Below are 23,231 nucleotides of genomic sequence, written 5' to 3'. Positions count from 1 at the left end.
CTTGCCCGCGAAGAGGCCGGCACAGCCAACATCCATGGTGCCTGACACGCCGCCATCGCGAGCAAGCTCGCTCCCACAATGGGACGGGGCAGCTTCAAATTGATCGGCTAGTCCATTCGGACGAAGCCGCTCACCATCCGCCGCCCTAACCTGTCTCTACAACAATAAAACCGTGTCGAGACCCACCATGCGCAAATCCACTTGTGCTCTATTCATCATCGTCTGTGCAGGCGCGTCCACCAGTCTGTGCCAGCTATTCAAAAACGAAGCCTATCGACCGACCACGGCGTATTTCAGCTGTGCGAGCACGGCGATCAATTGCTATCCACCGCTGGTACGTAATCTGTTGCCTTGAGCGCAGGATTTCACCGGCCATAAAAAAACCACCGAATCATCGGTGGTTTTTTCGTTGCTGCATGGATCAGGTTGGCAATACCCCACGGGCCCGCGACAAGGTCAACGCCAGGTCTTCAATCATGTCCTCCTGCCCCCCCACCGTCCCGCGTCGGCCCAATTCCACCAGCAGCTCCCGCGCCGCAATCCCGTACTTCTGCTCGGCACGCTTGGCGAACAGCAGGAACGAGCTGTAGACCCCGGCATAACCCAACGTCAGCGCATCGCGGTCGAGGCGGATCGGCTGGTCCATCATCGGCACCACCAGGTCTTCGGCCACGTCCATGATCTTGTACAGATCCACGCCGCTGTTGACCCCCATGCGCTCCAGCACCGCGACGAACACTTCCAGCGGCGTATTGCCCGCCCCCGCGCCAAGGCCCGCAACAGACCCGTCGATGCGCGCAGCACCGGCCTCGATGGCGGCCAGGGAGTTGGCGATGGCCATGCCCATGTTGTGGTGGCCGTGGAAGCCGACTTCAGTCCCGGCATTCAGGCCGGCGCGCAAGGCACCGATCTTTTGCGTCACTTCATCAGGCAGCATGTAGCCAGCCGAGTCGGTGCAGTAGATGCAATTGGCACCGTAGCTTTCCATCAGTCGCGCCTGCTCCAGCAGTTTCTCCGGGCTGACCATGTGCGCCATCATCAGGAAGCCGACGGTGTCCAGGCCCATCTTCGCCGACATGCCGATGTGCTGGCCGGACACGTCCGCTTCGGTGCAATGGGTCGCCACGCGAATGGTCGAGACCCCATGCTCATGGGCCATTTTCAGATGATCAAGCGTACCGATCCCCGGCAACAACAGGGCCGAAACCCTGGCCTGTTTCATCTGCGGGATCACCGCAGCGAAGTACTCTTCGTCGCTGTGGGCCGGGAAGCCGTAGTTCAGCGACGCACCGCCCAGGCCATCGCCGTGGGTGATTTCGATCAGCGGCACACCGGCCGCATCGAGGCCGGTGGCCACCGAGACCATTTGTTCAATGCTGATTTGATGCTGTTTGGCGTGCATGCCGTCGCGCAGGCTCATGTCATGCAGACGGACGCTCTTACCTTGCAAATTCATGGCAATTCTCCACTCAACGGACGGGCAGTTGCAGGGTGCCCTTGTGGGCTTCTTCGGCGAACATCTCGGCCGTGCGCAATCCGGCGGCGGTCATGATGTCGAGATTGCCGGCAGACTTGGGCAGGAAATCGCCGAGGCCTTCGACCTCGATGAAGATCGACACCTTGCGCCCGTCGAACACCGGCCCGTTGATCAGCTTGTAGCCGGGCACATAGCGCTGCACCTCGCGAACCATGTCCAGCACCGAGGTGCGGATCGCATCCTGGTTCGGCTCGTCATCGGTCAGGCAGTGGATGGTGTCGCGCATCATCAGCGGCGGCTCGGCCGGGTTGATCACGATGATCGCCTTGCCGCGTCGGGCGCCGCCGATCTTCTCCACCGCACCGGCCGTAGTGCGGGTGAATTCGTCGATGTTCTGCCGAGTGCCCGGGCCGACCGAACCGGACGACACGGTGGCAACGATTTCGCCGTAGCTCACCGGTTGCACCCGAGACACCGCCGCCACCATCGGGATGGTCGCCTGGCCACCGCAAGTGACCATGTTGACGTTCATCGCCAGGCTCGACGCGTGCTCCTTGAGGTTGACCGGTGGCACGCAGAACGGGCCGATGGCCGCCGGCGTGAGGTCGATCATGATCACCCCGAGTTCGTTGAGCTTGCGGCTGTTTTCTGCGTGCACGTAGGCCGAGGTAGCGTCGAAAGCGATGCGAATATCATCGTCGAGCACGTGCGGCAGCAAGCCGTCGACTCCGCCGGCGGTGGTTTTGATGCCCATTTCCCGGGCACGTTTCAGGCCTTCGGATTCAGGGTCGACGCCAACCATCCATACCGGCTCGATCCATTCCGATCGGCACATTTTCATCAGCAGATCGGTGCCGATATTGCCCGGGCCGATAATGGCCGCTCTGAGTTTTTTGCTCATGGGGTCAAACTCCAAAAGTCAGGCGCAGAAAGACACCCGGGCACTGCCCAGGCCATCGATGGTCAGAGAAAAACGGTCGCCGGCTCGCGCCGGTTCCAGTGGCACCAGGGAGCCGGACAAGATGATTTCCCCGGCCTTGAACGGAATGCCGAAGGCGCCCAGGGTGTTGGCCAGCCAGGCCACCGCCGTCAATGGATTGCCCTGCACCGCCGAACCCAGGCCTTCGCTCAGGGGTTCACCGTTCTTGAACACACGCATGCGCAAGTTCGGCAGGTCCAGCTCGCGGGGATCGATCTTGCTGTCGCCCAGTACGAATACGCCGCAGGAAGCGTTGTCAGCGACCGTGTCCTGGATGCGGATGCGCCAGTCGTGAATCCGCGAGTCGACGATCTCGAAGCACGGCATCACGTATTCGGTCGCGGCCAGAACATCGGCCTCGGTGATGCCGGGGCCGACCAGGTCGTGCTTGAGCTTGAAGGCGATTTCGCCCTCGGCGCGGGGCTGGATCAGTTTGTTGGCGGACAGGGAAATGCGGGCATCGTCATCGAACGACATCTGCCGGGTGATAAAACCGAAATCCGGTTGATGCACGTTGAGCATCTGCTGCACCGCCGCCGAGGTCACCCCGATCTTCTTGCCGACGATCTGGTCACCGGCCGCCACCCGACGCTCAATGGCGTACAGGGAAATGTGATAGGCGTCTTCGATGCTGATCGACGGCCAGCGCTCGGTCAGCGGCGCCAGGGTGGAGCCGCTGAGCAGCGCCTGATAAAGCTCTTCGCCGAACTCACGGCGCAATTGCACGCTCATCCGCGGGCCTCCTGAAGAAACGCCAGGCACTGGCGGTTGAAAAAGTCACGGTGCTCGACCTGAACCCAATGCCCGCACTCGCTGAGCATCACGAACCGGATTCTGGAACAGTTTTCGAGCATGGTCCGGGCGCCGGAGGACGGGCAGAACTTGTCGTTCATGCCCCAGAAACCGAGGATCGGGCACTGCAACTGACCCAGGCGCGACGTCATGTTCGGCACCTGCATGGTCGACAGCACGCACACCGGCTGCTGTTGCACCACCACCACGCGCTCGTTGACCGTCTCGTCGCTGATCAGGCTTTCATCGAACAGCTGCAGGGCCAGCAGGCGACGCATGCCCGCCGCATCGTTCAGTTCACCCTTGGCGAAGGCCGCGCCCATTTTCTGGATACCTTCCATCTGCAGGTAATACTGTTCCTTTTCCATCAGGCCACCGGGTGCCATCAGCACCAGCCGGCTGACACGCTGCGGTTGGTCGAGGGCCAGTTTGATCGCGATCGCGCCGCCCAACGAGTTACCGATCAGCACACAACGCTGGATGTCGAGGGCATCGAGCAAACCGCTCAGGGCTGCGACAAAGAAATCCAGGGTGTAGAGGGTGTCGGGCTTGTCCGAGGCGCCGTAGCCCGGCAGGTCGGGAACGATGACCCGGTAACCGGCTTCGGCAAACACCGGGTAGTTCTGCTTGAAGTTGCTGTGACCGCTGGCGCCCGGCCCGCTGCCATGGATGAAAATCACCGGCTCGCCGTTGCCGCCATCCTTCCCGCTTGTATCCACATAGCGCAGCTGCAAACCATCCGGCAGCGTAACGAAGTGCCCTTGCGCTGAAGCGCCCATAAGGTGTCCTCCCGGCCTGTTGTTGTAGTCGGATTATTCAGACGGGCCGGGTGCGCAACATCGTCCGACAGGACTACGCCCTTGTAGGAGCGAGCCTGCTCGCGAAAAACGCCAGGACACCGTGGGGCATCAGGTTTTACGCGTTATCGTTGACGTCCATCGCGAGCAGGCTCGCTCCCACAGAAGGCTCTAGTCTCATCGGACGTTGGACTACCGGGACCACAGACCTAGCATCGACGGCATTCCCGAGCGGCAAAAAAGAGAATTCCCATGCTTGATCCAATGGACTTTCACGGCAAAGTGGTACTGGTCACCGGCGGTGGCAAAGGTGTGGGTCGCGGCATCAGCCAGCGCTTCCTCGACTGCGGCGCCGAGGTGGTGATCTGCGGTCGCGAAGCCCCGCCATCCTTGCCTGCCAGCGGCGGGCGCGAGGCGCTGTTCGTGCCCTGCGACCTGCGTGATGTCGAACAATCCGGGCGCCTGATCGCACAGATCGTCGAGCGTTTCGGCCGCCTCGATGTGCTGGTCAACAACGCCGGCGGCTCACCGAATGCCGACGCTGCCACCGCGTCTCCCCGTTTCAGCGAAGCGATCATTCGCTTGAACCTGATCGCACCACTGAACCTGTGCCAGCAGGCCAACCAGGTGATGCAGGCCCAGGCCGACGGCGGCGCGATCATCAACATCTGCAGCGTCAGCGCCACCCGCCCTTCCCCCGGCACCGCCGCCTATGGCGCGGCCAAGGCCGGTCTGCTGAACCTGACCACCTCGCTGGCGGTGGAATGGGCGCCGAAGGTGCGGGTCAATGCGGTCACCGCCGGGCTGATTCTCACCGAGCAGGCGGCCCTGCATTATGGTGACGACGCGGGCATTGCCCGGGTGGCGGCGACCATTCCATTGCAACGCCTGGCGACCCCGGAGGACATTGGCGATACCTGCCTGTACCTGGCGTCGTCTTTGGCCCGTTATGTCAGCGGCGCGGACATCGCGGTGCACGGTGCCGGCGAGCGACCGGCGTTTCTCGACGCGGCGCAATCCTGAAAAGATCGCAGCCTGCGGCAGCTCCTACACAAGGTAATGCCGTACCTGTAGGAGCTGCCGCAGGCTGCGATCTTTTAACCATTCCATTGAACAAGAGAATTTCGACATGCCCGCAATCGCCAGCCACAGTGTTTTTCTCGATCTCCCGCCACAAGCCGCCTGGACCAAACTGCGCGACCTGAGCCTCGCCCCGCACTACGTACCGGGGCTTACCGGCTGCCAGTTTCACCCTGGGCCAACGGAAGGCCTCGGCACCAGTCGCCGGGTGTTGCGCAAGGGTGGTCAGTATCTGGATGAAAGCGTGGTGCAGTGGCAGGAAGGCACGGGGTTCGTGCTGCGGTTGCACAAGGGCGGCAATGACTCGCCCTTTCCGTTTCGCGAGGCGAGTTTCAGTTATGCCCTGCAAGCCGAAGGCGACACGACGTGCATCACCCTGCAAATGCGTTACAGCCTGCGCGGTGGCAGGTTGGCAGAGTGGTTGCTGGCCAAGGCCTTCAACAAGGTAGTGAGGCAGATTGCCGAGAACCTCAAGGCGTACTACGAAACCGGCCGGACACAGAATCCGGATATGACATTGAGCACATCCAACATTGATGTCGCCTGACACGCCGCCTTCGCGGGCAAGCCCGCTCCCACAGGGGGGTGGGGTTGTACGCTAATGCCAGGTTCACCACAAAAACTGTGGGAGCGAGCCTGCTCGCGATGAGGTCGGCACATCCAACATTAATGCCGTCTGACACACCGCCATCGCGAGCAGGCTCGCTCCCACAGGGGCCACCTCAGGAACGCGCCACTTCCGAGTGAGCGGTAAAACGGGTGGCGACGATCTTCCATTGGCCGGCGATACGCTGGTAACGGTCCTGATAGAAGCCGCCCAACTGCCGCGTCGCCCCGCTCTCGCCATCCAGGTTGAAATACCACAGGGCCCAACGGCCCTGAGCCTGATCCTCGTCCAGCACCTCGATTTCCGGGTTGGCGCCATGATGCAGGTCGATCACCCGCTCATGGCAGGCCAGTTCGCGGTACAGCGCGACAAAACTGTCGCGCTCACGAAAGATCCCCAACGGACCGTAATCGATCAGCACTTCACCGTCGGCAAAGCAATCGGCAATCACCTCGACCTGCTTGAGGTCGCAGGCATTGAGGTAGCGATGCTTGAGCTGGCGGATGTCCTCCAGCGCTTCCAGGCGCGCGATCCGCTGTTCCAGATTCATGCCGCACCTCGCGCCGTCACGTTGACCTCGCTCCAGAAGGCTTTCATCGAGCGGATCTGGCCGTCGGCATTGAACTCCATCATGTCGATCACATGCAGCGAGCACGGTTGCCCGCCCCACTCCATGTCGACCCGGAACGGCATCGCCCCGCAACCGTTGAGCGTCGCGCGCACCGGGCCGGTCCGGGTTGCCGAGACCTTCATCGCCCCCAGTCCTTCACGATAAAAACGCGCGATGGCGTCGATGCCCTGCAACGGCGCCTGGCCGACCGGGTCTTCAACGGTGGCGTCTTTGGCGTAGAGCGCGAGGATGCCTTCGATGTCGCCGGCATCCACCAGCTCCACATAACGCGCCATGGTCGCCTGGATCTGCTGTGCGCTGTTCATTCAGACCACCTCGAACAGGGCGGCGGCGCCCATGCCGCCACCGATGCACATGCTCACCACCACATAACGCAAACCGCGACGCTGGCCTTCAACCAACGCATGGCCGACCATCCGTGCCCCGGACATGCCGAACGGATGGCCGACGGAAATCGCCCCGCCGTTGACGTTCAGGCGCTCGGCGGGAATACCCAGGGTGTCGCGGCAGTACAGCACCTGACAGGCGAACGCTTCGTTCAGCTCCCAGAGGCCGATGTGGTCCATGGTCAGGCCGTGGCGCTTGAGCAGCTTGGGAATGGCGTAGACCGGGCCGATGCCCATCTCGTCGGAATTGCAGCCGGCGACCGCCATGCCACGATAGATCCCCAGCGGTTCCAGGCCACGCTTCTCGGCCATTTTCGCGCTCATCAACACCGAGGCCGAGGCGCCGTCGGACAACTGCGAGGCATTGCCGGCGGTGATGAAACGCCCCTTGTCGCTCCACTGACCGCCCGGCCATACCGGCTCCAGCGCTTTCAGGCTTTGCAGGGTTGTGTCGATACGGTTGCATTCGTCACGCAGCAAGGTGACGGATTCATAACTGGTTTCGCCGGTGGCCTTGTCGAACAGTGCCTTGCGGCTGGCCAGCGGCGCGAGTTCCCGGTCGAATCGCCCGGCGCTCTGGGCCTGTGCGGTACGCAGCTGGCTCTGGTAGCTGTACTCGTCCTGCTCGTCGCGGGAGATGCCATAGCGCGCAGAGACGATCTCGGCGGTTTCGATCATCGGGATGTAGGCGTGCGGGTCCAGTTCGATCACCGAAGCCGACTGGTTGCGATAGAGGTTCTTGTGCTTGTTCTGCACCAGGGAAATCGACTCCAGGCCACCGGCCACGGCGATGTCGATTTCGTCGCACATGATGCCTTTGGCGGCCATGGCGATGCTCATCAGGCCCGACGAGCACTGGCGCTCGACGGCCATCCCGGCAACCGATGCCGGCAAACCGCCGGCAATCGCGCACAGGCGCCCCAGGTTGTAGGACTGCGTACCCTGCTGCGCGGCGGCGCCAATAATCACGTCGTCCACTTCACCCGGCTCGATGCCGGCGCGGCGCACGGCTTCGCGCACCACGTGGCCACCCAGTTGCGGCGCCTCGGTGTCATTGAACGCACCGCGAAAGGCCTTGCCGATCGGAGTACGGGCGGTCGAAACGATGACGGCTTCTTTCATGCTGGATTCCTCGAAAATGCTGTTGAAGGTCAGGCCGGGTAATAGCGACTGATGGTGTCGACCACACAGCCGGGACGTTCCTCGCCGTCGATGTCGACGCTGACGCGGATGGTCGCCTGCACGCCGCCCTTCACTTCCTCGACCGATATCAATTGCGCACTGCCGCGTACCCGCGACCCGACGCGCACCACCGAGGGGAAGCGCACCCGCTCGCAACCGTAGTTGACGCCCATGGCCAGGCCACGGACTTCGACGATCTGCGGCAGGAACAGATTGACCAGCGACAGGCTCAGGTAGCCATGGGCGATGCAAACACCAAACGGGCCATCGGCGGCCTTGAGCGGATCGACGTGAATCCACTGGTGATCGCCGGTGGCGTCGGCGAACCGGTCGATGCGGTCCTGCTCCAGCAGCAGCCAGTCGCTGACGCCGAGTGATTCGCCCACAGCGTCGAACAGCGCCATCGGCGTGTCGAAAATACGTGGCATGGTCACGCCCTCTGGCTGGATACCGACAACACTTCGCCGGTCATGTAGGAGCTGTAGTCGCTGGCCAGGAACATCATCACGTTGGCCACTTCCCAGACTTCGGCGGCACGGCCGAAGGCTTCGTTGGCGGCGAGTTGATCGAGTACCGCCTGAGGCGCGGATTTGCGCAGGAAATCGTGCAGGGCGATGCTCGGGCTGACCGCGTTGATGCGGATGCCGTAGTCGGCGGCTTCGACCGCTGCACAGCGAGTCAGCGCCATGACGCCGGCCTTGGCCGCGGCGTAGTGCGACTGTTCTTTCTGCGCGCGCCAGCCCAGTACCGAGGCGTTGTTGACGATGACCCCGGCACGCCGCTCCATCATTTTCGGCAGCATGGCGCGGGTCATGCGCATGGTGCCGGTGAGCGTCACATCCAGCACCCGGTTCCACTCTTCGTCGCCCATGTCCACCAGCAGGCGCGAGCCGCCGAGGCCGGCGTTGTTGATCAGCACGTCGACGCCTTGCAGGTCGCGCTCGGCGCAGGCAATCAGCTGCTGCACCTGGGTTTCGTCGGCGACGTTGCAGACCTGGCCGAAAACCTGCTGCAGCCCGGTGGTTTCGCGAATTTTCAGCACCGCTTCGGCCAACCGGCCTTCATGGATATCGCTGATCATCAGCGCCCGGCAACCTTCCTCGGCAGCACGCACGGCGGCGGAAAAACCGATCCCGGCACCCGCCGCCGCGGTGATCAGCACCGACTTGCCGCGCAGCAGGCCGCGACCTTCAACATATTGAGGTACAGACATGAACTCTCTCCTTTCAGGCGCGCGGACGCGGCTCTTTGGGCATGCCCAAGGCACGCTCGGCGATGATGTTGCGCTGGATTTCGTTGCTGCCGCCGTACAGGGTGTCGGCGCGGCTGAACAGGTACAGCGACTGCAAACGGGTCAGTTGGTAAGGCGCCGCTTCGAGCAATTCCGCTTCGGCGCCGAGCACGTCCATCGCCAACTTGCCGAGGCTGGCGTGCCAGGTCGACCAGAACAGCTTGTAGATGGTCGCCTCTTTGCGCAGCGAACCGTCCTGGCTACCCGAAAGCATGCGCAGCGAGTTGTAGCGCATGATCCGCAGCCCGCTCCAGGCTTCGGCCAGACGCTGGCGCAGGATCGGATCACGGTCGGCACCGTTGGCTTTAGCGATGGCGATGATTTCGTTGAGTTCGTTCTGAAACTGCATCTGCTGGCCGAGGGTCGACACACCGCGCTCGAAACCCAGCAGCGCCATGGCGATCTTCCAGCCGTCGCCCGGCGCGCCGATGATGTTGGCGGCGTCGGTGCGGGCATCGTCGAAGAACACTTCGTTGAACTCCGAGGTGCCGGTCAGTTGCTCGATCGGCCGCACGGTGATATCCGCCTGGGCCATCGGCACCAGCAGGAATGACAGGCCGCGATGGCCAACGCTGCCAGGTTCGGTACGGGCGATGACAAAGCACCAGTCCGATTCGTGGGCCAGGGAGGTCCAGACTTTCTGGCCATTGATCACCCATTGGCCGCTCGCCTCATCCAGCGTGGCGCGGGTCTTGACGTTGGCCAGGTCGGAACCGGCGCCCGGCTCCGAATAGCCTTGGCACCAAAACGACGTGCCGCTGACGATTCCCGGCAAAAAGCGCTGTTGCTGTTCAACCGTGCCGAACGCGGCAATGGTCGGCCCGGCCAGCCCTTCGCCGATATGCCCCATGCGGCCGGGGCCACCGGCGCGGGCGTATTCTTCGTGGAAAATCACTTGCCGGGTGATCGACAAGCCACGCCCGCCATGCTCCGACGCCCAGCCGACGCAGGTCCAGCCACCCTCGGCGAGTTTGCGTTCCCAGGCTTTGCGCTCTTCGGGAAACATGTGCTCGTCGCCCGGACCGCCGCGAAAACGCAGGGCCTCGAACTCACCGCAAAGGTTGGCGCTCATCCAGTCGGCCACTTCCTGGCGGAAGCGTTCGTCCTGTTCGCTGAAACTGATTTTCATGGCTGCTCTCCAAGAATCACCGCGGCAATGTGCTCGCGATGCCAGGCCGGTAGCCCGAGGAAGCTCTCGCTGGCGCGGGCGCGCTTGAAGTAGAGGTGCGGGTCGTATTCCCAGGTGAAACCGACGCCGCCGTGCAACTGGATCGACTCGGACGCGCAGTGGAAATAGGTCTCGGAGCACTGCGCCTTGGCCAGCGCCGCCGCCAGCGGCAGTTCGGCCGCGACCTGCGGATCACCCTGCGGGTCGAGAACCTCCTGGGCCACGCACGCGGCGTAGTAGCTGGCCGAACGCGCGCATTCGACTTGCAGCATCATGTCGGCGGCGCGGTGTTTGAGGGCCTGGAAACTGGCAATCGGGCGCCCGAACTGCTGGCGCTCCTGCATGTAGGCCACGCTGAGGTCGAGCACCTGCTGCGCGCCACCGGTCTGCTCGGCAGCCAGGCCGATGCAGGCCAGTTGCAGGACGCGCTCAAGGTGCGGCCAGCCGTGACCGAACTCACCCAGCAGCGCGTCAGCTTCAAGGTACAGGCCCTTGAGCTGGATCCGCGCCTGGCGCCGGGTCTGGTCCATGGTCGGCAGCATTTGCCGTTCGATGCCCGCCTGTGCCGCGTTCACGGCAAACAGGCTGATGCCCTTTTCGCCAGTGGTTCCGGGTTGTCGTGCGGCAACGATCAACAGATCAGCGCCATGGCCGTCGAGCACATGCTTGAGGGTGCCGTCGAGGACGAAGCCGTCGCCTTCGGCCACCACCGTTGCCTGGACATCGTCGGCCGACCAGCCGTTGGCACTGCTGAACGCCAGGGTCGCCGTCACGCTGCCATCGGCAATCGACGGCAACCAGCGCTGTTTCTGTTCATCATTGGCGGCCAGCAACAGCGCGGGTGTGGCCATGCAGGCGGTGGCGAAAAACGGCGAGCACAGCAAACGCCGGCCCATCTGCTCGAGCAGGATCGTCAGCTCGACAAAGCCGAGGCCAAGGCCGCCGTAGGTTTCGGGGATATGAATGGCGGGCCAGTACATTTCCTGGCACAACCGCTGCCAGAGGGCTTCGTCGAAACCCCGTTCACTGACCATTGCCGCCCGCACGGCGGCAGAATCCGAGACATCGGCGAGGAAACCCTCGGCCGATGCGCGGATCATTTCCTGTTCGTCGCTGAATGCAAACTCCATCGCGGCGCCTTCTGCTCGTTTGGCGGGGCGCGCGTGGCGCAACACCCCTTTGAGCATGAAGTCTGGCGCCAGCCGGGCGCGGCAGAATCGTTAGCCCTGCCTAGTCCGAACGGGTGATGTGCTGCGGTGACTGCTCAGCCGGGAAGCCGATCAGCGGCAGTCGCCCCCCATGCGCACGAGCAGCGCTGAACGGTGCGGCTTGAGATACGGGTTGATTTCACCGACCTGGCACGACGCCAGGTTCTGCAATTCAGCCGCGAGAGGCTCTTGCAGGAACAGCAGCCCCGCCGGACGGGACCCGGGCTGCAACTGTGCCACCGTCAGCGGCGCCACCGGCCGGCCCATGTAATAGACCAGGCGGATATCCGGCTCACCCAGGGCATAAGCCTTCTGCCCCGGCTGCCGGTCGGCCAGCGTGGCAACCTGCTCAAGACCGCCGACCCGGTGCGACAACACCCGCGCTTCGACGAACATGTAGAACACCACAAACCCGGCCAGCATCACGTAGGGCACAACGGCCAGGGTCGTGCGCCAGCGCCCCTTCAGTTCGTCGAGCAGCGCCGACCAGTGCATCGCCAGCAGCAACGCCATGGACGGATAGACCGGCAACAGGTACTTGCCATGCTTCTCGGTGAACAGGGAAAACACCAGCAGCGGCAACAGACCGCAGCACAGCAACATGCCGGTCTCGCGGCGCGCGCGGATCATTGCCCAGAACTTGCGCGGCTGTACAAACACGATCAGCCAGAACGGGAAGAAATCACCGGCCAGGTACAGCAGATAGGCATACCAGGCCTCGGCGCCCTGCCCGTCGATCTTCTTCACGATGTCTTCGCTGATGATCGAGGCCCAGATGCCCCAGCCCTGGCTCACCGACACCGCCACGTACCAGGAACTGCCCAGCACCAGGGCAATCAGCCAGCCCCAACTGTCACACAGATAAGCCTTGGCCCGGGCATCGCGGTAGATCAAGGCATAGGCCAGGACCGGTGCCGTCACCCACAACAGGCAGACCGGCCCTTTGGTCAGCAGTGCGCAACCCAGCAGTATGTAGCTCAATCGACTCCACAAGGCCCGCCCCTGCAGGAAGATGAACTGCCAGGCCGCCAGCAGCGCGCCGAAACACAGCAGGGTCAACAGCATCTCGATTTCCGAGCGCCGTGCGAACAGGCTGAACGCACCGTTCGCGGCCAGGAACACCACGGCGAACAATCCGACCTGCCGCCCCGCCTGCCGGACGCCGTACAGATAGGTGCCAACACAGCACAAGGCGGCGGCCAGCGCTGAAGGCAGGCGCACGCTCCACTCGGACAGGCTGCCCAGCACCGCCGTTGAAACCAGGCCCGCCCAATAGAAAAACGGCGGCTTGGAGAGATACAAGTCGCCGTTCATGTAAGGCAGCAGCCAGCTACCCGCCTCGCGCATTTCGCGCACGGTAACGGCGCGGCGGGCCTCGTTGACACTGAGGAACGGCACGCTGCCCAGCCCCCATAAAAACAGCAACGCAATGGCAATAGCGACAAGCCACGTAATATTTCGGGTCGATAACGATCCGCGCATGACCTACTCCTTCAGGCTTTTACTTTTGGCGATCAACTGCAGGTTGCGAAAATAGACAAGGGAGCCGAAGGCCTGTCCGGCGATGAACACCGGGTCCTCGCGGTAAATGGCATAGGCCAGCAACAAGGTGCTGCCGACGATGCTCAGGTACCAGAAGCTCACCGGGATCACGCTGCATTTCTTGTACTCGCTGTACAGCCACTGCAGGATAAACCGCCCGGTAAAGGCGATCTGGCCGACAAAACCGACGGTCAGCCAAAGGGCTTCGCGGGAGAGATTCATCCTTCTATCTCCTGGGCAATGGTGTTCAGCCGCGTGCGCTTGATCAGCCACCAGACGCCGATCAGGTCAAGAATCCCCACCAGCGCGCGGTCGAGGTTGCCGTAGTTCGACACCCCGGCCGTGCGCGGCCGGTGGTTGACCGGGTGCACGATCATGCGCCCGTTGTGACGCTGGATCAGCGCCGGAATGAAGCGGTGCATGTGGTCGAAGTACGGCAGGCGCAGGAACGCCGCGCGCTCGATCAGTTTCAGGCCGCATCCGGTGTCCGGGGTGGCGTCCTTGAGCAAGCGGCGGCGCAGGTTGTTGGCGAACCGCGAGGCGTAGCGTTTGCTCGCGGTGTCACGGCGATTGACCCGGTGCCCGGCGACCAGTTGCACATCGACCTTGCCCGGTTCGCCGCGCACCAGCGCCAGCATGCCAGGGATGTCCGCCGGGTCGTTCTGGCCGTCGCCATCGAGGGTCGCCAGCCATTGTCCGCGCGCCTCGCGGGCAGCGTGGTACAGCGAAGTGCTCTGCCCCAGCGACCGCTCGTGATGGAGGATGCGCAGGGTGTTCAAGCCGTCGTGGCGGATCTGCCGCAGCTCCTGCAGGGTCGCATCGGTGCTGCCGTCGTCGACGACGATGATTTCGTACGATTCATCGGCCAGCGCCACGCAGATTTCCTCAATGAGCGGCTTGAGGTTGTTCGCTTCGTTCTTGGCGGGAATCAGTACGGATACAAAAATGTCATGGCTCATGGAATCACTCTCGCCTTTATTGGATTTCTTTTATCAGAGGCGAATCAAGGTGTCGTAGACCGGCCGACTCGATGCAGTACTCAGCTTTTCACGGCGATGACGCCAACAGTGCCCCGTCCTGTGGACACACTCGCGCGACCTCGCACACGGTGCCCGGCCTTTTGTAAAAATCGCGTCAATATTCCATGCACTTTTTGTCATCATTGCCCTGACGACACAGCGAATTCTGTTGCCATTGGCGCCTGCCCATCTAAAGTGCACCCACGCAAGTGAAAAACATGAATCAGCTAAGGATGCAGAACCATGAGCACTGAGCAAGAGACGACTTTCGACGAACCGCGGCTCAACAGTACGGAAATTCGCATTCTGGGTTCGTTGATCGAGAAAAAGGCCACCAGCCCGGAAACCTATCCCCTGACCCTCAATGCCCTGGTGATCGCCTGCAACCAGAAAACCAGCCGCGAGCCGGTGATGAATCTGACGCCGGGCCAGGTCGGCCAGAGCCTGCGCGCGCTCGAAGGGCGCGGCTTCGCCAGGCTGGTGATGGGCAGCCGTGCCGACCGTTGGGAACACAAGGTCGACAAGGCCCTGGAGCTGGTGCCGGCGCAGGTGATCCTGACCGGGCTGATGTTTCTGCGCGGCCCGCAGACCGTCAATGAACTGCTGACCCGTAGCGGCCGCATGCATGAATTCGAAGACGCCGAACAGGTCGTGCATCAACTCGAACGCCTGATTGCCCGGGGCCTGGCCGTACTGATACCGCGTCAAGCCGGCCAGCGCGAAGACCGCTATACCCACGCCCTGGGTGATCCGGCGGATATCGAGGCGATCATGGCGGCCCGGCAGAACCCGGCCGAACGTGGCAGCAGCGGGGTTTCGGTAGAACGGATCGAAGAACTGGAAGCGCGGATTGCGGCGCTGGAAGAAAGACTGGCTCGGCTCGAATAGCTGGGAGGTTTGCCAGGCACAAAACCTGTGAGCTGGCTGGCATGTGTGATTGACACAGAACCTGTGGGAGCGAGCCTGCTCGCGAAAGCGGTTTGTCAGCCACATCAATGCTGGATGAGCCGACGCTTTCGCGGGCAAGCCCGCTCCCACAGGGATCGGTGGACTGGCTGATATGTGTGATTGACACAGAACCTGTGGGAGCAGGCTTTGAGTTACTCCCCGTCCCAGTAATCCACCCCATCCGCCTGCCGGGCCACCGCGACAAATCCCGATGCATTGCCCTCGGCATCGACATTGAAGTCATCCATCACGGCATATTTGCCGGAATCCGGGTATTCGCAGATCTCCGGCGATTGCTGGGTGCTGACGGCCAGATACCGCAACTCGCCGTTGCTGGTATTGATGATCTGATGGGCCTTTTCAGGCCCCCCCGGTGGACAGGCGATCACATCGCCGGCGCGGATTGGAAAACGCTCGTCTCCCAGGCGGACCTGCCCTTCCCCGGCCACGACATAGAACATTTCCTCATTGACCCGATGGCTGTGAAACGGACTGCCGCGCATGCCCGGTTCCAGCACATACAGGCGATATCCCAGCTTTTGCGCCCCCAGTTGCTGACCGACACGGGCCAGACGCTGCTGATAGCGACCGGCGGTTTCACCGGTCGGTGCAAACGCTTCGGGCAGCGGTTCAAGCTCGACGGTGTTCAAATTGAGAATGGGGGGATGCATGGACACCTCCTAGCTGCGGGCAAACGCCACGGCCTTCTGGAATTGCTCATCCGTCGGCCGTACACCGGTATAGAGCACAAATTGCTCCAGCGCCTGGATCGCGATCACTTCCAGCCCGGTGATGACCCGCTTGCCTTCGGCACGGGCACGCACGATCAACGGTGTTTCCGAGGGGATCGCCACCACATCGAAGACGGTGTCTGCTTTTTCGATCACATCGCCCTCAAAGGCCAGTTGCTCGGCCTCCGGCCCTCCCGTCATGCCGATCGGGGTGACATTGACCAGCATCTGCGGGCGACGACTGCCCAGCTCTGCCTGCCACTCATAGCCCAACGACTGCGCCAGCGCCTGCCCGGCGCGCTCGTTGCGGGCCACGATCAGGCCGTTCTCATAGCCGCCATCGCGCAAGGCACTCGCCACGGCCTTGGCCATGCCGCCGCTGCCGCGCAGGGCAAAGGTCGAGTCCTTGGGCACCTGGTGTTTTTCCAGCAACTGGGCCACGGCGATGTAATCGGTGTTATAGGCCTTGAGATGACCGTCGGTGTTGACGATGGTGTTGATCGATTGAATGGCGGCGGCAGAGGCGTCGAGTTCATCCACCAGGGCAATGCAGGCTTCCTTGAACGGCATCGACACCCCACAACCACGAATGCGCAGGGCGCGAATGCCGGCGACGGCGCCCGGCAGGTCCTGGCTGGCAAAGGCCTTGTAGTAGAAGTTCAGGCCCAGTTGTTCATACAGATGATTATGAAAACGCAGGCCAAAGTTCCCGGGGCGCCCTGAAAGGGACATGCACAGCTGGGTGTCTTTGTTGGGGTTCATCTGCATGGCAAAGCTCCTTCAAATGCACTTTTCGGATGGACGGGATTAGCCGTCCATCGGGATCTGATCGATCATGAAAGCCTGGACGCACAGGCTTGAACAGGTCGGTAAGAAAGTCGGTACAGACCTTACACAAAATTTACCTGGCGGCCGTGCTGTTTTTCGAAAAAAAGCTGTCTTAGAAGTATCCCCGCGACAATCCCTGGGTCTATTGCAGACACAGGCGCCGGGCTGAAGAACCGAGGAACTATCATGATCCGTAAAATCCCCACAGTAGCCTTGCTGATCGGCGCCCTCGCTATCGCGGGACAGGCGCAAGCCCATGGTGGTGGTAATTACTGGCAGGGTCCGGCGGTGTTTGGCGCGATCGTCGGTACTGCCATCGTAGGTTCGGCTCTGATCAACGCCAACCGCCCGGTCTATGTCGCGCCGCAACCGGTCTACGCCCCACCGCCTCCGGTTTATTACGCGCCACCGCCCCCGGTTTACTACCAGCCGGCCCCGGTCTACGTGCAGCAACCGATCTACTACCGCCCGGCCCCGGTGTACTACGGGCCACCCCGTGGCTACTACGGCCCGCCACGCGGCTACTACGGCCCGCCACACGGCCGCTGGTAACGAACTCATCAAGCCCCGCTGAACCAGCGGGGCTTTTTTTATGGGACTTCACGGAATCCCGGGGCACCTGTAGGAGCTGCCGAAGGCTGCGATCTTTTGATTTTGCTTTTGCTTTTGCGATCTGGAGATTGCTGAAGATCAAGATCAAAAGATCGCAGCCTTCGGCAGCTCCTACAGGGGAACACGTGCACCACCAAACAACGAGGCCGAGCGTTAGCTCGCCTCGCGGTGCTATTGCGGTGCACGTCCCCCTCGAGAGGCCGATCGCGGCGGGCTTTGTAGGAGCGAGCTTGCTCCGGGCGGCGTTCCGACGAAAAACCTGAGAGCGCCGCGGGGTGTCAGGCTCCCCGAATCATCGTTGACCTCCATCGCGAGCAGGCTCGCTCCTGCAGGCTCCCCGCCGTAAAGGCGGAAGCATAAGCGGCCTTTACCAGCAGAAATGGATAGGCACACCACCAACAAAATCCGCCAGGCATGAGGCCGCCATCGCCAGAAAACCGGCTCATACAGTTATCGGTGTTCCCCGGCATTGCGTGAACAACCTTTTTTTGCCCGCAGAAAAGCAAAAAGGCCCTTGTGGGGCCTTTTTCGCGAACGCGGGGGTAATCAGCGTTCGAGGTCTGCGATCTTGCCTGGCTTGCCATCCCATTCTGCGGAATCGGGCATTGGATCCTTGCGTTCGGTGATGTTTGGCCAGATATCGGCCAACTCAGCGTTCAGCTCGATGAAGTTCTCCATGCCGGCCGGAACCTCATCTTCGGAGAAGATAGCCACGGCAGGGCATTCAGGTTCGCACAGCGCGCAATCGATGCACTCATCCGGGTGAATCACCAGGAAATTCGGGCCTTCGTAAAAGCAGTCCACCGGACAGACTTCTACGCAGTCGGTGTACTTGCACTTGATGCAGTTGTCGGTGACGACGAAGGTCATTTCTAATTTTCTCCTCAGGCGCGGCTTGCTGCGCCCCTTCTCGTAGGGGTCGCCAGGTTCGGGAGCGATAGTCTGCTGGCCAGGCTATTAGCCAGCAGCATCCCAAACCGCGCGAGATTCTAACAGCTTGCAAGCCGCTGCGTTAGATCCGTGTCTTTAGTGTATAGAGCAATTCGAGCGCACGGCGTGGTGTCATGTCGTCCAGATCAAGCTTGGCCAGGTCATCCAGCACCGGGTGCGGCAGACTGGCGAACATATCGCTTTGCTGTGGAGCCGCCGGTTTACCTTTGGCAGGTGCTGGCGACTCGTGGGGCAGGGCGGTGTCTTCCAGGCGGCTCAAATGCTCGCGGGCGCGGGTAATGACTTCAGTCGGTACGCCTGCCAGCTGTGCCACGGCCAGGCCATAACTCTGGCTGGCCGGTCCCGGCAGCACGTGGTGCAGGAACACGATGCGTTCATTGTGCTCGGTGGCATTGAGGTGCACGTTGGCCACCAGCGGCTGTGCCTCCGGCAGGACGGTCAGTTCAAAGTAGTGGGTGGCGAACAGCGTGTAGGCACGCAGATGCGCCAGGCGTTCGGCCGCCGCCCAGGCCAGGGACAGGCCGTCGAAGGTGCTGGTGCCGCGCCCGACTTCGTCCATCAGCACCAGGCTGCGCTCGGTGGCGTTGTGCAGAATGTTCGCGGTTTCGCTCATTTCAACCATGAAGGTCGAGCGCCCGCCGGCCAGGTCATCGCTGGAACCGATCCGGGTGAAGATGCGGTCGACCAGCGACAATTCGCAACTGGCCGCCGGCACGAAGCTGCCGATGTGCGCCAGCAGCACAATCAAAGCGGTCTGACGCATGTAGGTCGATTTACCGCCCATGTTCGGGCCGGTGATCACCAGCATGCGCGTGTTGTCGTCCAGGCTCAGGTCGTTGGCCACGAACGGCGTTGTGAGTACTTGCTCGACCACCGGATGGCGGCCCTGGCTGATGCGCATGCACGGTTCGCTGACGAAGCGCGGGCAGTTCAGATCGAGGTTCAGTGCACGCTCGGCCAGGTTGCTCAAGACATCCAGTTCGGCCAGGGCACCGGCGGTGTCCTGCAAGGGTGGAAGCTGGGCGATCAGGTCTTCGAGCAGGGCTTCGTACAGCATCTTCTCGCGGGCCAGGGCGCGGCTCTTGGCTGACAATGCCTTGTCTTCGAACGCCTTGAGTTCCGGCGTAATGAAACGCTCGGCGCCTTTGAGCGTCTGGCGGCGAATATAGTCGGCCGGTGCCGATTCCGCCTGCTTGCTTGGCAGCTCGATGAAGTAACCGTGAATGCGGTTGTAACCGACCTTCAGGTGCGACAGGCCGGTGCGTGCCTTTTCCCGTGCTTCGAGGTCGATCAGGAATTGTCCGGCGTTTTCGCTGAGCGATTGCAGTTCGTCGAGTTCGCTGTCGTAGCCGGTTTTCAGTACGCCGCCGTCCCGAATGACCGCTGGCGGGTTGTCGATGATGGCCTTCTCCAGCAGTGCCGCCAGTTCCGGGTAAGTGCTGGTGATGCTGGCGAGTTGCTGCAGGTGCGGGGCTTCGAGCTCCGTCATTGCCACTTGCAGTTCGGGCAGTGCGCCGAGGGCGTCACGCAAGCGGGCGAGGTCGCGCGGGCGAGCGTTGCGCAGGCCGATCCGCGCAAGAATTCGCTCGATGTCACCGATTTCCTTGAGCTGCGGTTGCAGTCTTTCGAAGCGGTAACCGTCGAGCAGGCAGGTGATCGAGGTCTGGCGCGCCAACAGCACTGTCAGATCGCGTAACGGGCGATTCAGCCAGCGGGTCAACAGGCGGCTGCCCATGGCAGTCTGGCAACGGTCCACCACCGATTGCAGGGTGTTGTCGCGGCCGCCGGCCAGGTTGGTGTCGAGCTCCAGGTTGCGACGGCTGGCGCCATCGAGCACCACGGTGTCGTCCAGGCGTTCATGACGCAAGCTGCGCAAGTGGGGCAGGGCGGTGCGCTGGGTTTCCTTGGCGTAGGCCAGCAGGCAACCGGCGGCGCCGATGGCCAGCGTCAGGTTTTCGCAGCCAAAGCCTTTGAGGTCCTGGGTCGAGAATTGCTGGCACAGGCTTTTGAGCGCCGAATCACGCTCGAAATCCCACGGCGCACGGCGACGCACACCACGGCGTTTTTCCGCTGGCAAATCCTTGGGCCAGTCATCCGGGATCAGCAGTTCCACCGGGTTGACCCGCTCCAGCTCCGCCAGCAGGTTTTCCCACCCCTTGATTTCCAGCACGCTGAAGTTGCCACTGGTGATGTCCAGCACCGCCAGGCCGAACAGGCGCTCATCACCCAGAACGGCAGCGATCAGGTTGTCCCGACGCTCGTCGAGCAGGGCCTCGTCACTCACCGTCCCCGGCGTGATGATGCGCACGACCTGCCGCTCCACCGGCCCTTTGCTGGTGGCCGGGTCGCCGACCTGCTCGCAGATCACCACCGACTCGCCAAGCTTCACCAGTTTCGCCAGGTAACCCTCGGCGGCGTGGTAAGGAATCCCGCACATCGGAATCGCCTGCCCCGCCGACTGCCCGCGGGCGGTCAGGGTGATGTCCAGCAACTTGGCGGCCTTCTTCGCGTCTTCATAGAAGATCTCGTAGAAGTCGCCCATGCGGTAGAACATCAGCTGGTCCGGGTGCTGGTTTTTCAGGCGCCAGTACTGCTGCATCATGGGGGTGTGGGAGGACAGGTCGGAGACGGCTTTATTCATCGGATTGTCAGGAAGCTCGTTGAAAGAGGTGGGGCAAAAGCGGGGCAATGGCCGGGCTTTTCCGCGATGGGCGCAAGGTTACCATGGGCGCTCTGCCCGACGCAGGCATCGCGGCCGGGTGACATCTTTTACGATGCAAAAAACAGGTTATGCATCGATCATGCAATTCGGCATTTGTCTTCTGCGAAAATAACCAGCACTATGCGCGTTATGCACAAACGCAACGTATCTACTGTCTTAAGAGCATTGCTCGATCAACACGGGATCTCCCCCACGGAGCTTCACCGTCGTACCGGCGTGCCTCAATCCACGCTTTCGCGCATTCTCAGCGGGAAGATCGTCGATCCTTCGGATAAACATATTTCGAAGATCGCCGAGTACTTCTCCGTGAGCACCGACCAATTGCGAGGTCGCGCGGACGTCGCGCCTGCCGCCAATGCCGGGCGCGCTCCTGTGCATTCGGAACTCAAGGATATAAGCCTGTGGGACGACGATACCCCTGTCGATGACGACGAGGTGTCGGTCCCCTTTCTTCGCGAGGTTGAATTGGCCGCAGGATCGGGAAGATTCGTCATCGAAGAAAGCGAGCGCTCTAGCCTGCGCTTCGGCAAACGTAGCCTGCGCCATAACGGCGTACAGTTCGACCAGGCCAAGTGCGTGACAGTGCGGGGCAACAGCATGTTGCCGGTACTGCGTGACGGGGCGACGGTCGGGGTCAATGCCGGCAAGTGCGGCATCGGCGATATCGTTGATGGCGACCTTTATGCAATCAATCACAACGGACAACTTCGGGTGAAGCAGCTGTATCGCCTGCCGACCGGGATTCGCCTGCGCAGCTTCAACCGCGACGAACATCCGGACGAGGACTACAGCTTCCAGGAAATCCAGGAAGAGCAGATCGTCATCCTCGGTCATGTCTTCTGGTGGGGCATGTACGCCCGCTGACAACCGCTCTACTCGATAAAACCCGCTCACGAGCGGGTTTTTTTTCGCCTGCCAAAAACGCGTCATGACCTGTGTGGCCGGGGCTTTCATGCGCTGGTGCAAAACAAATGCATAAATAAATGCATTTGTGCATTGACTGTATATGCATCCATGCATATTCTTTGTCTCAAGCCGCTCGACAAAGCAGCTCGAAACGAAGCTCTTTAGTTCCACCACACAGGCAGCGATGAACCGGCCTTAACGGTTCAGAGGGTTGGCAACTGACCCGGGTGTGCAGCGTAAAGCACCAGAAGCAGTTATCCGGCGGGCAGGGACCGCGGTCGGAGGAACAATTTGAATCGATCCGTACCGCGCCAGTAGTGCCGAAAGATCAACGCGAAGGACCGCATTACTGAAAAGCCCGGCTCACACCGGGCTTTTTGGAATGCCTACCTGAAAAGGAAAGCGTTTGACCCTTACACAACATTCATCAATCACCCCGGGAGGCGTGACATGACAAACGAGCAACAAGCGTTGCTGGACATGCCGATCTGGCTCGTCATCGTCCTCGCCTTGCTGGGCGGGGTGTCCGGCGAAATGTGGCGCGCCGACAAGGAGGGCGCCCGCGGCTGGTCATTGCTGCGACGCCTGGCCTTGCGCTCCGGGGCCTGCATGATCTGCGGGGTCTCGGCAATCATGCTGCTGTATGCCGCCGGCGTGTCGATCTGGGCGGCGGGGGCTTTTGGTTGCCTGACGGCGATGGCCGGGGCGGATGTGGCCATCGGGCTTTATGAGCGTTGGGCGGCCAGGCGAATAGGCGTCTGTGAAGTGCCAGCCCGTGATTCTCGTCCCGACCAACAGTGAAATGGCCGGCTGATCGAGCTCGCCGAAATAAGAACAGGACGTCCAATATGCCCTCCATCATCGAAAAACCTTCACAGTTTCTGGCTGCCATTGCCTTGGCGCTGAGCAACTCGGCACTCGGTATAAACGTCGGAAGTCATGAGGACTTCACGGAAGTCGGCGAACGACCGTGGGTCCTGATCACCATTGAGCGTGACGCACCTGGCTGCCCTGCCAGTGATGGGCGTATCGCTCATGTATTGACGATCTCGCTGCAAGTGATTGCGCAAGCCATGCAGGCTGGCTCCGGATTGGCCGCTTGTGATTTGGCCAGTGCACTCAAGGATCTGGCCACGGATAACCGCTGGGGGCTGCCGAAGGATCAATGCGACCTGCCGCTGAACCTCGACGCCATTCCTTCAATCCTCATCAGCGAAACACGGCAATACCCGACCTGGACCCTGTCCTTTAGCCAGGCGCTATACCTCGGTCCGCTTCTGCTGGATGACCCGCTGGGCACTCCGAAGTTTGCCCGTACCTGGGAAGTCCCGAACATCGACGACCCGGACCAATACAAGGAACTGGAGGGCTGAG

The 23,231-nt window shown here is 61.9% G+C and carries 25 protein-coding genes; 7 read left to right on the top strand and 18 right to left on the bottom strand.

The window, feature by feature from the left end; all coding sequences use genetic code 11:
• Positions 1 to 421: 421 nt before the first annotated feature.
• Genes dmpG through AC3WJW_RS03230 form a run of 4 tightly spaced genes read right to left on the bottom strand, consistent with a single transcriptional unit; the run spans position 422 to position 4,027 of the window.
• The gene (gene dmpG, locus AC3WJW_RS03245) at positions 422 to 1,456 is read right to left on the bottom strand and encodes a 4-hydroxy-2-oxovalerate aldolase (protein ID WP_429383326.1); all 1,035 of its coding nucleotides are present in this window, start codon (positions 1,454 to 1,456) and stop codon (positions 422 to 424) included.
• A 13-nt stretch (positions 1,457 to 1,469) separates the two neighbouring features.
• Positions 1,470 to 2,378: an acetaldehyde dehydrogenase (acetylating) gene (locus AC3WJW_RS03240; RefSeq protein ID WP_428606739.1), complete on the bottom strand. Its 909-nt coding sequence runs from the start codon at positions 2,376 to 2,378 to the stop codon at positions 1,470 to 1,472.
• An 18-nt stretch (positions 2,379 to 2,396) separates the two neighbouring features.
• On the bottom strand, positions 2,397 to 3,188 hold the full coding sequence (locus tag AC3WJW_RS03235) for a fumarylacetoacetate hydrolase family protein (RefSeq protein ID WP_493725091.1): 792 nt from the start codon (positions 3,186 to 3,188) through the stop codon (positions 2,397 to 2,399).
• Positions 3,185 to 4,027, bottom strand: a complete 843-nt coding sequence (locus tag AC3WJW_RS03230; RefSeq protein ID WP_493725090.1) for an alpha/beta fold hydrolase — start codon at positions 4,025 to 4,027, stop codon at positions 3,185 to 3,187. The genes AC3WJW_RS03235 and AC3WJW_RS03230 overlap by 4 nt, the downstream gene beginning before the upstream one ends.
• A gap of 270 nt (positions 4,028 to 4,297) precedes the next feature.
• On the opposite strand from AC3WJW_RS03230, the gene AC3WJW_RS03225 reads away from it, so the two are divergent.
• A complete protein-coding gene (locus AC3WJW_RS03225) occupies positions 4,298 to 5,068 on the top strand; it encodes an SDR family oxidoreductase (protein ID WP_493725089.1) in 771 nt (256 codons plus the stop codon).
• A 106-nt stretch (positions 5,069 to 5,174) separates the two neighbouring features.
• Positions 5,175 to 5,672 (top strand): SRPBCC family protein, encoded by a 498-nt coding sequence (locus AC3WJW_RS03220; protein WP_493725088.1) that lies wholly within the window; start codon positions 5,175 to 5,177, stop codon positions 5,670 to 5,672.
• A gap of 175 nt (positions 5,673 to 5,847) precedes the next feature.
• On the opposite strand, the gene AC3WJW_RS03215 is transcribed toward AC3WJW_RS03220, so the two are convergent.
• The 10 genes from AC3WJW_RS03215 to AC3WJW_RS03170 all read right to left on the bottom strand — a co-directional run bounded on the left by AC3WJW_RS03215 (position 5,848) and on the right by AC3WJW_RS03170 (position 14,099).
• Positions 5,848 to 6,282 carry a nuclear transport factor 2 family protein gene (locus AC3WJW_RS03215; RefSeq protein ID WP_493725087.1) on the bottom strand — a complete coding sequence of 145 codons (435 nt, stop codon included), beginning with the start codon at positions 6,280 to 6,282 and terminating at the stop codon, positions 5,848 to 5,850.
• A complete protein-coding gene (locus AC3WJW_RS03210; RefSeq protein WP_493725086.1) occupies positions 6,279 to 6,668 on the bottom strand; it encodes a steroid Delta-isomerase in 390 nt (129 codons plus the stop codon). Before AC3WJW_RS03210 ends, AC3WJW_RS03215 begins: the two co-directional genes overlap by 4 nt.
• Positions 6,669 to 7,871: an acetyl-CoA C-acyltransferase gene (locus AC3WJW_RS03205; protein WP_493725085.1), complete on the bottom strand. Its 1,203-nt coding sequence runs from the start codon at positions 7,869 to 7,871 to the stop codon at positions 6,669 to 6,671. It abuts the gene before it with no gap.
• A 29-nt stretch (positions 7,872 to 7,900) separates the two neighbouring features.
• Positions 7,901 to 8,359: a MaoC family dehydratase gene (locus AC3WJW_RS03200; RefSeq protein WP_493725084.1), complete on the bottom strand. Its 459-nt coding sequence runs from the start codon at positions 8,357 to 8,359 to the stop codon at positions 7,901 to 7,903.
• A 2-nt stretch (positions 8,360 to 8,361) separates the two neighbouring features.
• Positions 8,362 to 9,144, bottom strand: coding sequence for an SDR family oxidoreductase (locus tag AC3WJW_RS03195; protein ID WP_493725083.1), 783 nt, complete (start codon positions 9,142 to 9,144; stop codon positions 8,362 to 8,364).
• 13 nt (positions 9,145 to 9,157) lie between these two features.
• Positions 9,158 to 10,351, bottom strand: a complete 1,194-nt coding sequence (locus tag AC3WJW_RS03190) for an acyl-CoA dehydrogenase family protein (protein WP_493725082.1) — start codon at positions 10,349 to 10,351, stop codon at positions 9,158 to 9,160.
• Positions 10,348 to 11,520 (bottom strand): acyl-CoA dehydrogenase family protein, encoded by a 1,173-nt coding sequence (locus AC3WJW_RS03185; RefSeq protein WP_493725081.1) that lies wholly within the window; start codon positions 11,518 to 11,520, stop codon positions 10,348 to 10,350. Before AC3WJW_RS03185 ends, AC3WJW_RS03190 begins: the two co-directional genes overlap by 4 nt.
• Before the next feature lie 150 nt (positions 11,521 to 11,670).
• Positions 11,671 to 13,080, bottom strand: coding sequence for an ArnT family glycosyltransferase (locus tag AC3WJW_RS03180; RefSeq protein WP_493725080.1), 1,410 nt, complete (start codon positions 13,078 to 13,080; stop codon positions 11,671 to 11,673).
• Positions 13,081 to 13,083: 3 nt separating this feature from the next.
• The gene (locus tag AC3WJW_RS03175) at positions 13,084 to 13,362 is read right to left on the bottom strand and encodes a lipid-A-disaccharide synthase N-terminal domain-containing protein (RefSeq protein WP_493725079.1); all 279 of its coding nucleotides are present in this window, start codon (positions 13,360 to 13,362) and stop codon (positions 13,084 to 13,086) included.
• Entirely contained in the window at positions 13,359 to 14,099 is a 741-nt protein-coding gene (locus tag AC3WJW_RS03170; protein WP_493725078.1) for a glycosyltransferase family 2 protein, read from the bottom strand. Before AC3WJW_RS03170 ends, AC3WJW_RS03175 begins: the two co-directional genes overlap by 4 nt.
• Positions 14,100 to 14,402: 303 nt before the next feature.
• Here AC3WJW_RS03170 and AC3WJW_RS03165 point away from each other — a divergent pair, with 303 nt between their 5' ends.
• Entirely contained in the window at positions 14,403 to 15,047 is a 645-nt protein-coding gene (locus AC3WJW_RS03165) for a YceH family protein (RefSeq protein ID WP_493725077.1), read from the top strand.
• 212 nt (positions 15,048 to 15,259) lie between these two features.
• Here the strand turns inward: AC3WJW_RS03165 and AC3WJW_RS03160 are convergent, their stop codons facing one another.
• On the bottom strand, positions 15,260 to 15,778 hold the full coding sequence (locus tag AC3WJW_RS03160) for a cupin domain-containing protein (protein ID WP_493725076.1): 519 nt from the start codon (positions 15,776 to 15,778) through the stop codon (positions 15,260 to 15,262).
• 9 nt (positions 15,779 to 15,787) lie between these two features.
• Positions 15,788 to 16,606, bottom strand: a complete 819-nt coding sequence (locus tag AC3WJW_RS03155; RefSeq protein ID WP_102701864.1) for a shikimate 5-dehydrogenase — start codon at positions 16,604 to 16,606, stop codon at positions 15,788 to 15,790.
• A 246-nt stretch (positions 16,607 to 16,852) separates the two neighbouring features.
• Here AC3WJW_RS03155 and AC3WJW_RS03150 point away from each other — a divergent pair, with 246 nt between their 5' ends.
• A complete protein-coding gene (locus AC3WJW_RS03150; RefSeq protein WP_218485282.1) occupies positions 16,853 to 17,218 on the top strand; it encodes a hypothetical protein in 366 nt (121 codons plus the stop codon).
• 606 nt (positions 17,219 to 17,824) lie between these two features.
• On the opposite strand, the gene fdxA is transcribed toward AC3WJW_RS03150, so the two are convergent.
• Both fdxA and mutS read right to left on the bottom strand, forming a co-directional pair.
• A complete protein-coding gene (gene fdxA, locus AC3WJW_RS03145; RefSeq protein WP_007970729.1) occupies positions 17,825 to 18,148 on the bottom strand; it encodes a ferredoxin FdxA in 324 nt (107 codons plus the stop codon).
• Positions 18,149 to 18,290: 142 nt separating this feature from the next.
• Positions 18,291 to 20,870, bottom strand: a complete 2,580-nt coding sequence (gene mutS, locus AC3WJW_RS03140; RefSeq protein ID WP_218476639.1) for a DNA mismatch repair protein MutS — start codon at positions 20,868 to 20,870, stop codon at positions 18,291 to 18,293.
• 210 nt (positions 20,871 to 21,080) lie between these two features.
• Here mutS and AC3WJW_RS03135 point away from each other — a divergent pair, with 210 nt between their 5' ends.
• From AC3WJW_RS03135 to AC3WJW_RS03125, 3 genes are all read left to right on the top strand, one after another.
• Positions 21,081 to 21,815, top strand: coding sequence for a LexA family transcriptional regulator (locus AC3WJW_RS03135; protein WP_493725075.1), 735 nt, complete (start codon positions 21,081 to 21,083; stop codon positions 21,813 to 21,815).
• Positions 21,816 to 22,307: 492 nt separating this feature from the next.
• Positions 22,308 to 22,658, top strand: coding sequence for a phage holin family protein (locus tag AC3WJW_RS03130; protein WP_007971119.1), 351 nt, complete (start codon positions 22,308 to 22,310; stop codon positions 22,656 to 22,658).
• A 47-nt stretch (positions 22,659 to 22,705) separates the two neighbouring features.
• A complete protein-coding gene (locus AC3WJW_RS03125; RefSeq protein ID WP_493725074.1) occupies positions 22,706 to 23,230 on the top strand; it encodes a hypothetical protein in 525 nt (174 codons plus the stop codon).
• Position 23,231: the final 1 nt, after the last annotated feature.

The organism is Pseudomonas sp. GW821-FHT07G06, from assembly GCF_058986625.1.
Note: the sequence above shows the minus strand (reverse complement) of the source record. Positions and strands in the feature narration are given on the sequence as shown.

Bases quoted from the DNA above. Each gene is read 5' to 3' on its own strand.
- AC3WJW_RS03170 (WP_493725078.1), bottom strand. From the start codon at position 14,099: ATGAGCCATGACATTTTTGTATCCGTACTGATTCCCGCCAAGAACGAA.
- AC3WJW_RS03125 (WP_493725074.1), top strand. From the start codon at position 22,706: ATGCCCTCCATCATCGAAAAACCTTCACAGTTTCTGGCTGCCATTGCC.
- mutS (WP_218476639.1), bottom strand. From the start codon at position 20,870: ATGAATAAAGCCGTCTCCGACCTGTCCTCCCACACCCCCATGATGCAG.
- AC3WJW_RS03225 (WP_493725089.1), top strand. From the start codon at position 4,298: ATGCTTGATCCAATGGACTTTCACGGCAAAGTGGTACTGGTCACCGGC.
- AC3WJW_RS03150 (WP_218485282.1), top strand. From the start codon at position 16,853: ATGATCCGTAAAATCCCCACAGTAGCCTTGCTGATCGGCGCCCTCGCT.
- AC3WJW_RS03200 (WP_493725084.1), bottom strand. From the start codon at position 8,359: ATGCCACGTATTTTCGACACGCCGATGGCGCTGTTCGACGCTGTGGGC.
- AC3WJW_RS03190 (WP_493725082.1), bottom strand. From the start codon at position 10,351: ATGAAAATCAGTTTCAGCGAACAGGACGAACGCTTCCGCCAGGAAGTG.
- AC3WJW_RS03155 (WP_102701864.1), bottom strand. From the start codon at position 16,606: ATGCAGATGAACCCCAACAAAGACACCCAGCTGTGCATGTCCCTTTCA.
- AC3WJW_RS03215 (WP_493725087.1), bottom strand. From the start codon at position 6,282: ATGAATCTGGAACAGCGGATCGCGCGCCTGGAAGCGCTGGAGGACATC.
- AC3WJW_RS03235 (WP_493725091.1), bottom strand. From the start codon at position 3,188: ATGAGCGTGCAATTGCGCCGTGAGTTCGGCGAAGAGCTTTATCAGGCG.
- AC3WJW_RS03130 (WP_007971119.1), top strand. From the start codon at position 22,308: ATGACAAACGAGCAACAAGCGTTGCTGGACATGCCGATCTGGCTCGTC.
- dmpG (WP_429383326.1), bottom strand. From the start codon at position 1,456: ATGAATTTGCAAGGTAAGAGCGTCCGTCTGCATGACATGAGCCTGCGC.
- AC3WJW_RS03205 (WP_493725085.1), bottom strand. From the start codon at position 7,871: ATGAAAGAAGCCGTCATCGTTTCGACCGCCCGTACTCCGATCGGCAAG.
- AC3WJW_RS03185 (WP_493725081.1), bottom strand. From the start codon at position 11,520: ATGGAGTTTGCATTCAGCGACGAACAGGAAATGATCCGCGCATCGGCC.
- AC3WJW_RS03240 (WP_428606739.1), bottom strand. From the start codon at position 2,378: ATGAGCAAAAAACTCAGAGCGGCCATTATCGGCCCGGGCAATATCGGC.
- AC3WJW_RS03180 (WP_493725080.1), bottom strand. From the start codon at position 13,080: ATGCGCGGATCGTTATCGACCCGAAATATTACGTGGCTTGTCGCTATT.
- AC3WJW_RS03210 (WP_493725086.1), bottom strand. From the start codon at position 6,668: ATGAACAGCGCACAGCAGATCCAGGCGACCATGGCGCGTTATGTGGAG.
- AC3WJW_RS03175 (WP_493725079.1), bottom strand. From the start codon at position 13,362: ATGAATCTCTCCCGCGAAGCCCTTTGGCTGACCGTCGGTTTTGTCGGC.
- AC3WJW_RS03195 (WP_493725083.1), bottom strand. From the start codon at position 9,144: ATGTCTGTACCTCAATATGTTGAAGGTCGCGGCCTGCTGCGCGGCAAG.
- AC3WJW_RS03220 (WP_493725088.1), top strand. From the start codon at position 5,175: ATGCCCGCAATCGCCAGCCACAGTGTTTTTCTCGATCTCCCGCCACAA.
- AC3WJW_RS03135 (WP_493725075.1), top strand. From the start codon at position 21,081: ATGCACAAACGCAACGTATCTACTGTCTTAAGAGCATTGCTCGATCAA.
- AC3WJW_RS03165 (WP_493725077.1), top strand. From the start codon at position 14,403: ATGAGCACTGAGCAAGAGACGACTTTCGACGAACCGCGGCTCAACAGT.
- fdxA (WP_007970729.1), bottom strand. From the start codon at position 18,148: ATGACCTTCGTCGTCACCGACAACTGCATCAAGTGCAAGTACACCGAC.
- AC3WJW_RS03230 (WP_493725090.1), bottom strand. From the start codon at position 4,027: ATGGGCGCTTCAGCGCAAGGGCACTTCGTTACGCTGCCGGATGGTTTG.
- AC3WJW_RS03160 (WP_493725076.1), bottom strand. From the start codon at position 15,778: ATGCATCCCCCCATTCTCAATTTGAACACCGTCGAGCTTGAACCGCTG.